Consider the following 14,185-nt stretch of genomic DNA (forward strand, 5'->3'; position numbering starts at 1 on the left):
GGCAACGAAGTTTTCCACGCCCAGGGGTTGCCGCGGGCGGATCGGGGGAGTGCAATGGCGCACTCCCCCGCTTCTGGAACCTTTCCCATGGAATACCGTTACCTCGGTGCGTCCGGCTTCCGCGTGCCCGTCCTGTCCTTCGGCACCGGTACCTTCGGCGGGCAGGGCGCCCTGTTCAGCGCCTGGGGCAGCACCGATGTGGCCGAAGCCCGCCGCCTGGTGGACATCTGCCTCGATGCCGGCCTCACCCTGTTCGACAGCGCCGACGTCTATTCGAAAGGCGCAGCGGAGGAAATACTCGGCCAGGCCATCAAGGGCCGGCCGCGCGATGGCCTGCTGATCTCCACCAAGGCCACCTTCCGGTTCGGCGACGGCGAGAACCAGGTGGGGTCATCGCGCCACCACCTGATCAATGCGGTGGATGGCGCGCTCAGGCGCCTGGGCACCGACTACATCGACCTGTTCCAGCTGCATGGCTTCGATGCGCGCCCGCCCGTGGAGGAAGTGCTGTCCACTCTCGACACGCTGGTCAAGGCCGGCAAGATCCGGTACCTGGGCGTCTCCAACTTCTCAGGCTGGCACCTGATGAAGTCGCTGGCTGCCGCCGATCGCCACGGCTGGACGCGCTACGTGGCGCATCAGGCGTACTACTCGCTGGTCGGCCGCGACTACGAATGGGAGCTGATGCCGCTGGCCGCCGACCAGGGCGTGGGCGCCGTGGTGTGGAGCCCGCTGGGCTGGGGCCGCCTGACCGGCAAGATCCGCCGCGGCCAGCCGCTACCGGAAACCAGCCGCCTGCAGTCCCAGGCCGCCCACGATGCCGGTCCGCAGGTGGACATGGACTACCTGTACGACGTGGTCGACGCCCTGGATGAGGTCGCACAGGAGACCGGCAAGTCGATCCCGCAGGTCGCGCTGAACTGGCTGCTGCAGCGGCCGACCGTGAGCACCGTGGTGATCGGGGCACGCAACGAGGAACAGCTGAAGCAGAACCTCGGCGCGGTCGGCTGGAACCTCACCCCGGAGCAGGTGGCCAAACTGGATGCCGCCAGCCAGCGGCCCAAGCCTTACCCGTACTGGCATCAGGCAGGCTTTGCCTACCGCAATCCCACGCCGGTCTGACCGCGACATCCCTTGATCCGGTGATCGCGTAGGAGCGCCCCTTGGGCGCGATGCTCTTGGTGCAATCGCGAGAAATGCATCGCGCCCAAGTGGCGCTCCTACAAAAGCAGCGGTCAAGGCAGACCCTCCCCGGCGGAAGGACTTGCTAGAGTCACGCCTCTTTGCCCGATACGGAGTTCCGATGCGCCTGCGTGCCCTTGCCGCCGTCCTGTCTGTTGCCTGCGCACCCGCCTTCGCCGCCACCACCTACGTCAAGGCCGGCCGCCTGCTCGATGTCGAATCCGGGCGGATGCTGGCAGACCAGGCCATCGTCATCGAGGATGCGCGCATCACCGCCATCGGTCCGGCCGCGAGCACGCCGGTGCCGGCCGGCGCGACGGTGCACGACCTGTCCGCCAGAACCGTGCTGCCCGGCCTGATGGATGCGCACGTGCACCTGCACGGCGACGCCGACCTGCAGGGCTACCGGCGCCTGGCCATCTCGCTGCCGGCGGCCGCCATCAAGGGCGCCAAGAACGCACGCACCACCCTGCTGGCCGGCTTCACCACCGTCCGGGTACCGGGCTCGCCCGGTTACGCCGACGTGGCGCTGCGCGATGCCATCGCCCATGGCGAGGTCGAGGGCCCGCGCATCCTCGCCGGAGGCGTGGCCATCGGCATCACCGGCGGGCACTGCAGCGACAACAACCTGCTGCCGGCCGAGTACAAGGCGGTGGGCGACGGCGTGGCCGACGGCCCCTGGGCCGTTCGGCAGAAAGTGCGGCAGGACGTGAAGTTCGGCGCCGACTTCATCAAGACCTGTTCCACCGGCGGCGTGCTGTCCAAGGGCACCGAGGTCGGCGCGCCGCAGTATTCGCTGGAGGAACTGAAGGCGCTGGTGGACGAAGCGCATGCGCTGGGGCGCAAGGTCGCCTCGCATGCGCACGGCGCCACCGGCATCCGCAACGCGCTGCTGGCCGGCGTGGATTCCATCGAGCATGCCAGCTTCATCGACGACGAGGGCATCGCGCTGGCGAAGAAGAACGGCACCGTGCTGGTGATGGACATCTACAACACCGAGTACATCCTCGGCGAGGGCGAGAAGGCCGGGTTCCTGCCCGAATCGCTGGAAAAGGAGCGTCGCGTGGGCGCTACCCAGCGCGAGAATTTCCGCAAGGCGCACCAGGCCGGCGCCATCATGGGTTTCGGCACCGATGGCGGCGTGTACCCGCATGGCCTGAACGCGCGCCAGTTCTCGCGCATGGTGCAGTTCGGCATGACCCCGCTGCAGGCCATCCGCTCGGCCACGGTGGTCAATGCGCGGCTGTTCGGCATCGACAAGGAGGTGGGCGTGCTCAAGCCCGGATACTTCGCCGACCTGATCGCCGTGGACGGCGATCCGCTGCAGGACGTGGCGGTGCTGGAGAACGTCGGCTTCGTGATGAAGCAGGGGCGTGTGTACAAGAACGCCACCGATGAGTGAGGTTGCGCGCATGCCCCGGCCGGTGAGGATCGATTTCGTCTCCGACGTCGCCTGTCCCTGGTGCGCGATCGGCCTGGCGGCGCTGGAGCAGGCCATCGCGAATGTGGGCGGCGACCTGCACGTGGAGGTGCGCTTCCAGCCGTTCGAGCTCAATCCCGGCATGGGCCCGGAAGGCGAGTCGATCGCCGGACATCTCGCGAAGAAGTACGGGCTGAGCGCCGAGCAGCTGGCGCAGAACGGCCAAGCGCTGCGCCAGCGGGGCGAGGCCCTCGGGTTCCACTTCGACCTGCAGAAGCGTGACCGCATCTACAACACCTTCGATGCGCATCGCCTGCTGCACTGGGCGGGCGAACTCGGTGCTGCAGCGCAGCTCGCGCTCAAGCGCGCGCTGCTGCAGGCGTACCACGGCGAAGGCCGCAACGTATCCGACCCCGATACGCTGGTCGACATCGCCGCTTCCGCTGGCCTGGATGCCGCCCAGGCGCGGCGCCTCCTCGAGACGGACACCTGCGCCGCGCAGGTCCGCGAGCGCGAACACTTCTACCAGCAACGCGGCATCCGCGCAGTGCCGTCGGTGATCTTCAACGATCGCCACCTGGTGCAGGGCGGCCAGCCGCCCGAGGTGTTCGAGCGGGCGTTGCGGCAGCTGTCGGGGATGTCCGGCTCGGCAGTCTGAGTGGCCGTCCTTCGTGGGAGCGACCTCGGTCGTGACCGCACGATCCGGTGAAGTGGATGTCGCAGTGCCGGTGCGAAGTGACGCGGCACGACCGGTCCCGGGCCGATGTCCGCGGCTCATCCCGTCGTGGAGGTCGCCGTACGCCGGTCGCGATGGACCTCGCTCCTACATCGGAGCGTGGGTTCGCCGATGCCAGGCTCAGCCGTGGCGGGCCAGCAGCACGGATTCGTTGCTGGGCATCTCGACCACCACCGCGGTCGGGATGCCATGGTGCTGGTGCAGGGTGGCCGCGAGCAGCTTGGCGCTTTCACGCGCATCGCCCAGGTTGTCGAACCAGTTGCGGCCGTACTGGCCCTCGTAGAGTTGCCAGCCCTTGTCGTTGGCGGCAATGGTGAACAGCAGGCGGGGCATGACGGACTCCAGGCAACATGCCGGGCAGGGAACCGGCATGCAGACTGTGCGCGAATGTGCCAAATATCACATTCGGCGGAACTCCCGGATCCGCGTAGGAAAAATCCTACGCGGCTGTAGGTAAGAAGCCCGGCGTCAGCGCAGCAGCGGCTCCAGGGCCTTCCAGACGTGGTCGCGCAGCTTGGGTTGAGCGCTTGCGACCGGGTGCAGGTTGTCGGCCTGGTAGGCGTTGCGGTCCAGCGCGATGGGTTCCAGCAGGAACGGCAGCAGGGCGGTGCCGTACTGCTTCGCCAGCACGCTGTAGTTCTGCTCGAAGCCGCGCGTGTAGTCGGGGCCGTAGTTGGGCGGCATGCGCATGCCCACCAGCAGCACCTTCGCCTTGCCTGCCTGCGCGGCCTTGATCATCTTCTCCAGATTGGCGCGCGTCTGCGCCAGCGGCAGGCCGCGCAGGCCATCGTTGGCGCCGAGTGCGATCACCACGACGGCGGGTTTGTGGCGCTGCATTTCCGCCGCGATGCGGGCCGCGCCGCCCGCCGTGGTTTCGCCGCTGATGCTGGCGTTGACCACCCGCCATCCCGGCCGGGTCTTGCCCACCCGGTCGGCGGTCAGGGCCACCCAGCCCTGTGCCGGCGACAGTCCATAGGCGGCCGACAGCGAGTCGCCCATCACCAGCAGGGTGCGTGCGCCCTTCGCAGGTGCGGCCTGCGCGGTCTGCGCCGCGACGGGCCGTGCGGATAATGCGACGAGCAGAAGCAGGAGCAGGCCCGCCGCCCATTGGATGCCGGGGCGAGCGGCCCCATACCTGCCTGAATTAAGAAACATTTAATCCGTACTCCCGATGATCCACGAAATGACCGACGAGACGATCATGGCTGACGCCAGCAGACTCCACACTGAAGCCCGCACCCCCGTCCGCGCCGTCCTCGACGTGCAGGGGCTGGGCAAGCACGTGACGCTGCCCGGCGGCGAGCTGACGATACTCGACGACATCGGCTTCCGCATCGGCCATGGCGATACGGTCGCCATCGTCGGGGCATCGGGCTCGGGCAAGAGCACGCTGCTGTCGTTGCTCGCCGGCCTGGACGTGCCGAGCACCGGTTCGGTGACGCTCGATGGCGAGCGTATTTCCGGCATGGACGAGGACGGCCGTGCACGCGTGCGCGGCGAGAAGGTCGGGTTCGTATTCCAGAGCTTCCAGCTGCTCCCTTCGCTGACGGCGCTGGAGAACGTCATGCTGCCGCTGGAACTGCGCGGCGATGCCGATGCGGAAGGTCCGGCGCGGCAGATCCTGGAGAAGGTCGGGCTGGGCCAACGCCTGGGCCATTACCCGCGCCAGCTCTCCGGTGGCGAACAGCAGCGCGTGGCGCTGGCACGCGCGTTCGTCACCCGTCCGTCGCTGCTGTTCGCCGACGAACCCACCGGCAATCTCGATACGCATACCGGCCAGGCCATCATCGAGTTGCTGTTCGCGCTGAACGCCGATGCCGGCACGACCCTGGTGCTGGTCACGCACGACGACCACCTGGCGGCGCGCTGCCAGCGCCTGCTCCGGCTTGATGCGGGCCGCCTGCAAGGTGCGGCCGCATGAGGACGCTGGCGCTGGCCTGGCGCCAGCTGCGGCGCGACCTGGCCGCAGGCGACATCCGCATCCTGTTCGCCGCGCTGGTGCTGGCGGTGGTGGCGGTGACGTCGGTGGGTTTCGTCACCGACCGCGCCGAGCGCGCGCTGGCGATCGAGGCCAACCGCCTGCTGGGCGGCGACGTGGTGGTGCGCGGCGATGCGCCGCCGACCGAGGCGCTGCGTGCGCTGGCGGCCGCACCGGGCCTGCGCATGACCGAAACGCAGGAACTGCAGAGCATGGTCCGCGCGGGCGAGTCGCTGTCGCTGGGCGACCTGCGTGCACTGGGCGAAGGGTTTCCGCTGCGCGGCAGCTTCCGTATCGTCGACCGCGCCGGGGGCGCCGAGCGCGACGCGGGAGGTATCCCTGCGCCGGGCACGCTGTGGATCAGCCAGGCGGGCGCGGAAACGCTGGGCGCCAAGCCCGGCGACACCGTCGGGATCGGCACGCGTGAACTGAAGCTGGCCGCACTGGTCACGCAGGAACCGGATGCGGCGCTGGACTACTTCAACGTCGCGCCGAAAGTCTTCCTCAATCTCGCCGACCTGCCATCCACCGGGCTGGTGCAGGAAGGCAGTCGCCTTCGCTACCGGCTGGTGATCGCCGGCGACGCCGCCGCGGTGGAGAGCTTCACCGCGGCGGTCAAGCCGCAGCTCGCCCGCGGCCAACGCATGGAGACCATCCAGGACGCGCGACCGGAAGTGCGCTCCGCGCTGGATCGCGCCAGCCGCTTCCTCGGACTGGCGGCACTGGTGTCGGTCGTACTGGCCGCCGTCGCCGTGGCGATGGCCGCGCGGCGCCACAGCGAACGCCATCTCTCCGGCACGGCGGTGATGCGCTGCCTGGGCGCACAGCAGCGCACGCTGGTCGGCATCCACGTGGGCGAACTGGTGCTGTTGGGCCTGGCCGCCTGCACGGTGGGCGTGCTGATCGCCTTCGGCCTGCAGTGGGGTATCGGCCGCTGGCTGCAGCAATCGCTGCAGATCGACATCCCGCCTGCGGGCGTATTGCCCGCCCTGCAGGGCTATGGCGTGGGCATGATCGTGCTGCTCGCCTTCGGTGCGCCGCCGGTGCTGGCGCTGCGGCGGGTGCCCGCCCTGCGCGTGCTGCGCCGCGACCTGGACCGCACCGAACCCAGCGCATGGCTGGTGGCGCTGACCGGCTTCGTCGGCCTGGGCGCGCTGCTGTGGTGGAAGGCGGGTTCGCCCACGCTCGGCACGGCCATGCTGGTCGGCATCGTCGGCACGCTCGCGGTGCTTGCCCTGTTGGCGTGGCTGCTGATCCTGCTGGTGCGCCGCGTGCGGTCGCGCCTGCGCGGCAGCCTGCGCTACGGGCTGGCCAACGTCAGCCGTCGCGCGGGAACGTCGATCGCCCAGGTATCGGCGCTCGGCCTGGGCTTGATGGCCCTGTTGTTGCTGACCTTCGTGCGCACCGACCTGCTGGATCGCTGGCAGCTGGCGTTGTCGGCCAATGCGCCCAACCGCTTCATCGTCAACGTGCAGCCGGACCAGGTGGACCCGGTGAAGTCCTTCATGCAGGCGCGCGGGCTGTCGGCGGTCGAGCTGTACCCGATGATCCGCGGCCGGCTGGTCGAGCTCAACGGCAAGCCCATCCGGGGTGCCGACTACGCGGGCGCCGACGAGCGCGCGCAGCGTCGCGCCGAGCGCGAGTTCAACCTGTCGATGGCCGCGACGCTGCGCGAGGACAACAAGGTGACCGCCGGCGCGTTCTGGACCGGCCGCACGCCGTCGTCGCCGGAACTGTCGGTGGAGGAGGACTTCGCCGAGGACCTGGGCTGGAAACTCGGCGACCGCGTGGCCTTCGACATCGCCGGCCAGCGCTTCGAGGGCCGCATCACCAGCCTGCGCAGCGTGGACTGGGAAAGCTTCCGCCCCAACTTCTTCGTCGTCGCCTCGCCGGGTGCGCTGGACGGGTACTCCGCCAGCTACATCACCGCCGTCGGCGTGCCGGCCGGCGACGCCGCGTTCACCCGCGAACTGGTCGACCGGTTCCCCAACCTGTCGGTGATCGACGTCGACGCGGTGCTCAAGCAGGTGCGCGGCACGGCCGAGCAGGTGTCGCAGGTGGTGCAGGTGGTGTTCTGGTTCTCGCTGGCAGCGGGCCTGCTGGTGCTGATGGCGGCGGTGAGCGCCAGCCAGGACGAGCGCCTGCTCGAAGGCGGCGTGATGCGCGTACTGGGCGGCAGCCGCCGCCAGTTGCGGCTTGCGCAGGCCTCGGAGTTCGCCGCCATCGGCCTGCTGGCGGGCCTGGTGGCGGCCATCGCGGCCTCGGTACTGTCGGGCGTGGTGGCGACCCAGGTGTTCGACCTGCCGTGGAAGGCGAACTGGCAGCTGGCCGCCATCGGTGGCGGGCTGGGCATGCTGGCGGCGCTGGGTGCGGGCCTGTTCGCTACCCGCAAGGTGCTGGATGCGCCGCCCTCGGTGACGCTGCGCGAGCTGCAGGGCTGATGCCTTCGCTGTTGTAGGAGCGCCCTCGGGCGCGATGCTCTTGCTTTCGCGGCAGGATCAAGAAAAAGCATCGCGCCCGAGGGCGCTCCTACATACACAAAGGAACAGGTGAGCCGCAAAAAGGGGCGAGCCGGAGCTCACCCCTTGATGCACAGCACCTGGCGCAGCGTGTGGACCACGTCCACCAGGTCGCTTTGCGCGGCCATCACGGCGTCGATGTCCTTGTAGGCTGCCGGCGACTCGTCGAGCACCCCGGCGTCCTTTCGGCACTCGACGTGCGCCGTGGCCTGGCGGTGCTGCGACAGCGTGATCTGCTGGCGCGCGGCGGTACGGCTCAGCACGCGGCCGGCCCCGTGGCTGCAGCTGTGGAAGCTGTCCGCGTTGCCCTTCCCGCGCACGATGAAGCTCTTCGCACCCATGCTGCCGGGGATGATCCCCAGCTCGCCGGCACGTGCGCTCACCGCACCCTTGCGGGTGACCAGCAGGTCCACGCCCGCGTGCGTTTCCTTCTGCACGTAGTTGTGGTGGCAGTTGACCGCCATCTTCTCCAGCTGGAACTTCGGCAGGCGGTGGCGCATCTCGGCCAGCACGCGCGACATCATCGCCTCACGGTTCTCGCGGGCGTAATCCTGCGCCCACGACACCGCTTCCACGTAGTCGTCGAACAAGGGCTCGCCTTCCATGAAGAAGGCCAGGTCCTTGTCCGGCAGGTGGAAGCCGAGCACGCGGTGCGCCAACTGCTCGCGCGCGCGCTCGATGAAGTACGTGCCGATCAGGTTGCCGGTGCCGCGCGAACCGCTGTGCAGCATCACCCACACCGCATCGGCCTCGTCCAGGCAGATCTCGATGAAGTGGTTGCCGCCGCCCAGCGTGCCGATCTGACGGTCCAGCTTGTCGGTGCGGATCTTGCGGTGCTTGTGCTTGATCGCTTCCAGACGCGGCTCCAGCCCCGACTGCGCGATGCGCGTGGCGATGCTGTCCGGCAGCTTCCAGTGCTCGCCACCGCGGCCGTTGCCGACCGGCACGCTGCGCTCGATGCTCGAGCGCAACTGCGCCAGGTTGTCCGGCAGATCGTTCGCGTGCAGCGTGGTGCGTACCGCGGCCATGCCGCAGCCGATATCCACGCCGACGGCAGCCGGGATGATGGCGCCGCGGGTCGGGATGACCGAGCCCACGGTGGCGCCCTTGCCCAGGTGCACGTCGGGCATCACCGCCACCCACGGGCCGACGAAGGGGATAGCCGCGATGTTCTGCAGCTGCGCGTGGGCGCCCTGGTCCAGGGGCACGCCGCGCACCCAGCCCTTGATCGGCGTGGCGCTGCCCTCGGCGTGCAGCAGTTCGAATCGGGTTTGCATGTTCATGCGGTGTCCTTGTCGATTGTAGGAGCGCCCCATGGGCGCGATGCTCTTGCCCTTGCTTCTTCCATGAAAAGCATCGCGCCCGTGGGGCGCTCCTGCAGAAGGCCTGTCGCGGCGGGTCCGTCCACCGCGCGGGCCGTACTACTTCAATGTCACCAGCTGCTTCAGCACGCCGTCCAGGCCGCCGAACACGGTGAGCTTGTCGATCTTCTCGGTGACCTTTTCCAGGGCTTCGAGCTCCTTCAGGCGCATCAGCACCGGCGACTCGTCGATCAGCTTCGCGGTGTTGAGCAGGGAACGCGTGGCGTTCGCCTCCTCGCGGCGGCGGATCACGTTGGCCTGCGCCGTCTTCTCCGCCTGCACCACCCCGTTGAGGATCTCCTTCATCTCGCCGGGCAGGATCACGTCCTTCACGCCCACCCCCAGCACCTCCACGCCGAGACCGGTGACCTGGCCGCGCACGTAGGCGAAGATGTCGGCGTCCAGCGAGGCCTTGTCGCCCAGCAGCTCGTCCAGCGTTTTGGCGGAGACCGCCTTGCGCAGGCCGTACTGCAGTTCGCGGTAGACGAAGTCGCCGACCTTCGCGACCTTGGTGCGCGCGGCCACCACGTCGGTGACGCGGGTGCTGGCGGCCAGGTTCACGCGCAGGCTGACCTTGTCGCGGGTCAGCAGTTCCTGGCCCGAGACTTCGACGGACTGCACGCGCAGGTCCACCACATCCACCACGACGTTCTTCTGGAAGTTCCAGAAGGCGTAGCTGCCGGGCGCGAGCGTGCGCTCGAGCTTGCCGTCGATGAACACCAGGCCGGCGAACTCCGCCGGCACATCGGCCACCACGGCCAGCTTCGACAATGCCCCCAGCTGGCGCAGGCGCCGCGCGACGGCGACGTCCACGTCCGCCGTGGCCAGCGACACCGGTTGCACCTCGACCTTCACCAGGCCGATCCAGTACAGGCGCCGCGTGCCGGGCGGCAGCACGTCTTCCAGCTTGCCGTTCTTCAGCACCAGGCCGACCTGGTCCACGCCGATGTCGGCGAGCAGGAAGACCTCGCCCAGGCCGTCGCCCAGGCGCGCGATCAGCGCGTCGACGTCGTGGCCGGCGTACTCCGGCGATGCGATGTTGAAGGTGCGCACCTCGGTCCGACCCATCGGGTCGAACCAGCGGTACACGCCGGGCGCGAGCAGTTGCTCGAACCGACGGTTGCGATACACCAGGCCGCGCTCGCCGTCACCGATCACGACCCTCTTGGTCCAGAACATGGCGTTGTTCTCCTTGTTGGCTCTGGTGGTTCGATCCAGTTGGCAAACACCGTCGCGGAGGACCGATTCCCGCGACGATGATGTGCCGTCCGCGACATGCGGACAGCGGAAGAAGTTGGAAACGCCCCTGGACGGAGGCGATGCGGACAACCGGCGCTGCCGGCGGAGGCGTCGTCGCGGGCGGTGATCCGGAGATCGCAGCGATCGCGGCGTGCATCCGCGTCGAGGACGCGGAGCCGGCACCGTCCCCGCTGCGGCGCACTGTCTTTCCGCAGTCCATCGCGGAGAGACGTTGCGCCACACGGGGCGTTTCCGGGGTGGGACTTGCGTCCCGGTGTCATGACGTGAAAGGTCATGTGCCCTTGCAGGCGTTGGAGCGGGAGTCGAACCCGCGACAGTCGGATTAACCGTCCGATGCTCTAACCATCTGAGCTATCCAGTGGTGGACGAACCGGATTTGAACCGGTGGCCAACGGCATGCGCCGCTGCTCTCCCAAGCTGAGCTATCGTCCGCTCGAGGAACACCGCCTCGCACGCTTCGGCATGCGCCACGGCAGCGCCGCGCGCACCGGACGGGACGCAAGCCCGTACCGCAGTAGCGTGTTCGATCGATGCTCCCCATTGCCGGCGGTCGCCCACCGGCAATCCGTTCGGGCGACCTGCGCCCATGTTGCTGTTCTTCCCACCTGCAGCCCGCGTCGGGGCATCACGACGCAGCGCACATGCGCCGGTCGCAGCCGCGCCCCTGCCTCGGGGCGCGCATGCGCGCTACCCGGATGCCCCAGGGCGGAAAGGAACTTCCGTGGTGGAAAGAAACGAACCTCGATGCATGCGCATCCTCCGCGAACGCTGAAAACAGAACGCCCCCGGGTGTTGCGACCCGAGGGCGTTCGCGTTCCTCGGGAGATCGGGGTGGCCGATCTCCCAGGGAGTCAGCCGGATGTCAGAAGTCCAGGTGCCGTGCGCGTTCGATACCGCGCAGGTCGCAGCCGTTCGCACGCAGCGCCAGGCCGCAGCGCGATGGCTGCAGGGCGGGCTTGCTGTCGAAGGAATAGGCGGGCTTCATGGGAAGAATTCGATTGCTGAAAAAACGGCCACGGGGCCGACGGGCGCGCACGATACGCCGCTTGTTTGCGATGCGCAACACTTTTTTCACTTTTTCTGTCGCGGCCGATGAGCGGCGCCAACGAATAGGGCGAAGGGCGTGTCGCTAGAATGGCGCCCTCTCCCCCGTGCGTATCGTCCGTGGCCTCCCGATTCTCCGATCCCGCGCTCGACGCGTTGATGCTGCCCTTCGCGCAGGGCCTGCTGGCCTGGCCCGCCGGGCCGGTGCTGTTCCTGCGCGCGCGCGATGGCGCCGCGTTGCGCCAGTTCCCGTTGTCGCAGCTGGTCTGCGAACAGAGTTTTCGTCCCGATGCGGAACTGCTGGAGCGGGCGGGGCTGCGCGTCGTGGCCGATGCGGCGCTCGAGGGCACGCGTTACCCGCTGGTCCTGGTTCTGCCGCCGCGCCAGCGCGAAGAAACGCGCGCACTGCTTGCGCGCGCGGTGCAACTGGCAGCGCCCGACGGCATCGTGGTGGCCGCGATGACCAACAACGAGGGCGCCAAGTCGGGCGAGGCCGATCTGAAGCAGCTCGCGGGCCTGGCCGGCACGCTGACCAAGTTCCATTGCCGCACGTTCTGGACGCGCAAGCGCGCGGACAGCGTCGACGACGCGCGGCTCGCGCAATGGTTGGCGCTGGATGCGCCGCGCCGGATCGAGAACGGCCGCTACCTCAGCCGTCCGGGCGTGTTCGCCTGGAACCGCATCGATCCGGCGTCCGCGCTGCTGGTCGAATGCCTGCCGACCGATATCGCCGGACACGGCGCCGACCTGGGCGCGGGGTGGGGATTCCTGTCGCTGTCGCTGCTGGCGCGCAATCCCGGCATCGCCGCGCTCGATCTCTACGAGGCCGAGGCGCGGGCACTCTCGCTGGCGAAGGCGAACCTGGCCGGCGCCGGGTCGTCCGCGGCGCTCGATTTCCACTGGCACGATGTCACCGCGGGGCTGCCGAAGCGCTACGACTTCATCGTCAGCAATCCGCCGTTCCACACCCAGAGCCGTGCCGATCGGCCCGACATCGGCCAGCGCTTCATCACCGCCGCGGCCGCCGCGCTGAAGCCGGGCGGCCGGTTGTGGCTGGTGGCCAACCGCCACCTGCCGTACGAACAGAGCTTGAACGAGAGCTTCGGCGACGTGCGCGTGGCCGGCGAACGCGATGGCTTCAAGGTCATCGCCGCGGTCAAGGCGGGGCGGTGATGGCATGAAGATCGTCAAGCACATCGCCAACCTAGGCTATGGCAGCCGCAAGGACGTGCAGTGGATGTTCCGCGAGGGACGGATCACCGACGCCGCCGGCCAGGTGCTGTATGCCGACGACCCGGTAGACCACGACAACATCCGCGTGGACGGCGAGCCGCTCGATCCCGCGCCAGGCGTCGCGATCCTGCTGCACAAACCGGTGGGCTACACCTGCTCGACCAAGGACACCGGGCGCATCGTCTACGACCTGTTTCCTCCCCGCTTCCGCGAACGCTCGCCCGTGCTGTCCACGGTGGGGCGCCTGGACCGCGAGACCAGTGGCCTGCTGCTGTTGACCGACGATGGCGGGTTGCTGCACCGGATCATCTCGCCCAAGGCCCACCTGCCCAAGGTCTACGACGCCACGCTGGCGCAGGACCTGCGCGGCGACGAAGCTGCCATCTTCGCCAGCGGCACGCTGATGCTGGAGTCGGAGCAGACGCCACTGGCGCCGGCACGGCTGCGCGTCATCGATCCGCGCCATGCGCAGCTGACCCTCACCGAGGGCCGCTACCACCAGGTGCGGCGCATGTTCGCCGCGGTCGGCAACCATGTGCAGGCGTTGCATCGCAGCCGCATCGGCGGGCTGACGCTGGACGACCTTGCGCCGGGGCAGTGGCGCCTGCTCGATCAGGATGATCTGCGCCAGCTGTTCGGAGCCGGGGCATGAGCCGGGCGGCATTGCCGTTCACGCCCATGGCGGTGGTCTTCGACATGGACGGACTGATGCTGGACAGCGAACGCGCCATCATCGCGTGCCTGGCCGAGGCCGCACGCGAACGCGGACACGACCTGCCCGAGATGCTGTGGCTGTCGATGGTGGGCCACAGCGAAGCCGTCTGCCGCCACCTGCTGGACGAGGCGGTGGGCGAGCTCGAGCGCGCACAGGTGCTGCAGCGTTCGCAGGCGCTGTACGACGCGGTCGTCGCGGCAGGCGTGCCGCACCGACCGGGCATCGTGGAGATGCTGGATTTCCTCCAGGCCCGCAGGATTCCGCGCGCCGTCGCCACCTCGACGCGTCGCCCGCTGGCGTTGCGCAAGCTGGAAGCGGCCGGCCTGCTGGACCGGTTCGACGCCATCTGCACCAGCAGCGATGTCGAACATCCCAAGCCCGCGCCCGATGTCTATCTGCTGGCGGCCCGCACGCTGGGCATCGAGCCGGTGCGGTGCCTGGTGCTGGAGGACTCGCCCACGGGCGTGCGCGCCGCGCTCGCCGCCGGCATGCACCCGATCCAGATCCCCGACCTGGTGGAGCCGGACGATGCCGTGCGTGCGCTGGGGCACACCATCCTGCCGTCGCTGGACGATGCGCGTCGGCTGTTGGAGCGGCGGTTGGCAGCGGAGCCGCTCATCTGATGTGGGAGCGACGCAAGTCGCGAAGCTCTTCAGCAGAACTCCGACATGCGATCGGGTGATTCACCCATGGCGGTCTCCGCCAGGCTTGCCATGCTCACGTCTCAACGGGAGCAT

13 protein-coding genes and 2 tRNA genes are annotated in these 14,185 nt (G+C 68.8%); 8 read left to right on the forward strand and 7 right to left on the reverse strand.

What is annotated here, in order from left to right; genetic code table 11:
• The first annotated feature begins 87 nt into the window (after positions 1 to 87).
• From MUU77_RS01875 to MUU77_RS01885, 3 genes are all read left to right on the forward strand, one after another.
• The gene (locus MUU77_RS01875; RefSeq protein WP_245090982.1) at positions 88 to 1,122 is read left to right on the forward strand and encodes an aldo/keto reductase; all 1,035 of its coding nucleotides are present in this window, start codon (positions 88 to 90) and stop codon (positions 1,120 to 1,122) included.
• Positions 1,123 to 1,303: 181 nt separating this feature from the next.
• Positions 1,304 to 2,584, forward strand: a complete 1,281-nt coding sequence (locus MUU77_RS01880) for an amidohydrolase family protein (RefSeq protein WP_245090984.1) — start codon at positions 1,304 to 1,306, stop codon at positions 2,582 to 2,584.
• Entirely contained in the window at positions 2,577 to 3,260 is a 684-nt protein-coding gene (locus tag MUU77_RS01885; protein WP_245090986.1) for a DsbA family oxidoreductase, read from the forward strand. Before MUU77_RS01880 ends, MUU77_RS01885 begins: the two co-directional genes overlap by 8 nt.
• A gap of 198 nt (positions 3,261 to 3,458) precedes the next feature.
• Here the strand turns inward: MUU77_RS01885 and MUU77_RS01890 are convergent, their stop codons facing one another.
• Both MUU77_RS01890 and MUU77_RS01895 read right to left on the reverse strand, forming a co-directional pair.
• Complete coding sequence (locus MUU77_RS01890) at positions 3,459 to 3,671, reverse strand: hypothetical protein (RefSeq protein WP_162108305.1); 213 nt, start codon at positions 3,669 to 3,671, stop codon at positions 3,459 to 3,461.
• A 135-nt stretch (positions 3,672 to 3,806) separates the two neighbouring features.
• Entirely contained in the window at positions 3,807 to 4,493 is a 687-nt protein-coding gene (locus MUU77_RS01895) for an arylesterase (RefSeq protein WP_280640357.1), read from the reverse strand.
• A 46-nt stretch (positions 4,494 to 4,539) separates the two neighbouring features.
• Here MUU77_RS01895 and MUU77_RS01900 point away from each other — a divergent pair, with 46 nt between their 5' ends.
• Positions 4,540 to 5,259: an ABC transporter ATP-binding protein gene (locus MUU77_RS01900; protein WP_245094147.1), complete on the forward strand. Its 720-nt coding sequence runs from the start codon at positions 4,540 to 4,542 to the stop codon at positions 5,257 to 5,259.
• Positions 5,256 to 7,757 (forward strand): FtsX-like permease family protein, encoded by a 2,502-nt coding sequence (locus MUU77_RS01905; protein WP_245090988.1) that lies wholly within the window; start codon positions 5,256 to 5,258, stop codon positions 7,755 to 7,757. Before MUU77_RS01900 ends, MUU77_RS01905 begins: the two co-directional genes overlap by 4 nt.
• 137 nt (positions 7,758 to 7,894) lie before the next feature.
• On the opposite strand, the gene MUU77_RS01910 is transcribed toward MUU77_RS01905, so the two are convergent.
• The 5 genes from MUU77_RS01910 to MUU77_RS18470 form a co-directional block, all read right to left on the reverse strand.
• Complete coding sequence (locus tag MUU77_RS01910) at positions 7,895 to 9,118, reverse strand: RtcB family protein (protein WP_245090990.1); 1,224 nt, start codon at positions 9,116 to 9,118, stop codon at positions 7,895 to 7,897.
• 138 nt (positions 9,119 to 9,256) lie between these two features.
• Positions 9,257 to 10,375 (reverse strand): slipin family protein, encoded by a 1,119-nt coding sequence (locus MUU77_RS01915; RefSeq protein WP_245090992.1) that lies wholly within the window; start codon positions 10,373 to 10,375, stop codon positions 9,257 to 9,259.
• Positions 10,376 to 10,747: 372 nt separating this feature from the next.
• A tRNA-Asn gene (locus MUU77_RS01920) sits at positions 10,748 to 10,813 on the reverse strand.
• 2 nt (positions 10,814 to 10,815) lie between these two features.
• Positions 10,816 to 10,887, reverse strand: a tRNA-OTHER gene (locus MUU77_RS01925).
• 431 nt (positions 10,888 to 11,318) lie between these two features.
• A complete protein-coding gene (locus MUU77_RS18470; RefSeq protein WP_256452065.1) occupies positions 11,319 to 11,441 on the reverse strand; it encodes a hypothetical protein in 123 nt (40 codons plus the stop codon).
• A 218-nt stretch (positions 11,442 to 11,659) separates the two neighbouring features.
• Between MUU77_RS18470 and MUU77_RS01930 the strand changes: the two genes are divergently transcribed.
• Genes MUU77_RS01930 through MUU77_RS01940 form a run of 3 tightly spaced genes read left to right on the forward strand, consistent with a single transcriptional unit; the run spans position 11,660 to position 14,071 of the window.
• Positions 11,660 to 12,673: a class I SAM-dependent methyltransferase gene (locus tag MUU77_RS01930; RefSeq protein ID WP_245094150.1), complete on the forward strand. Its 1,014-nt coding sequence runs from the start codon at positions 11,660 to 11,662 to the stop codon at positions 12,671 to 12,673.
• A 4-nt stretch (positions 12,674 to 12,677) separates the two neighbouring features.
• Entirely contained in the window at positions 12,678 to 13,385 is a 708-nt protein-coding gene (locus tag MUU77_RS01935; protein ID WP_245090994.1) for a pseudouridine synthase, read from the forward strand.
• Positions 13,382 to 14,071 (forward strand): HAD family phosphatase, encoded by a 690-nt coding sequence (locus tag MUU77_RS01940; protein WP_245090996.1) that lies wholly within the window; start codon positions 13,382 to 13,384, stop codon positions 14,069 to 14,071. Before MUU77_RS01935 ends, MUU77_RS01940 begins: the two co-directional genes overlap by 4 nt.
• Positions 14,072 to 14,185: the final 114 nt, after the last annotated feature.

It is taken from the genome of Pseudoxanthomonas sp. F37 (assembly GCF_022965755.1).
GTDB lineage: Bacteria > Pseudomonadota > Gammaproteobacteria > Xanthomonadales > Xanthomonadaceae > Pseudoxanthomonas_A.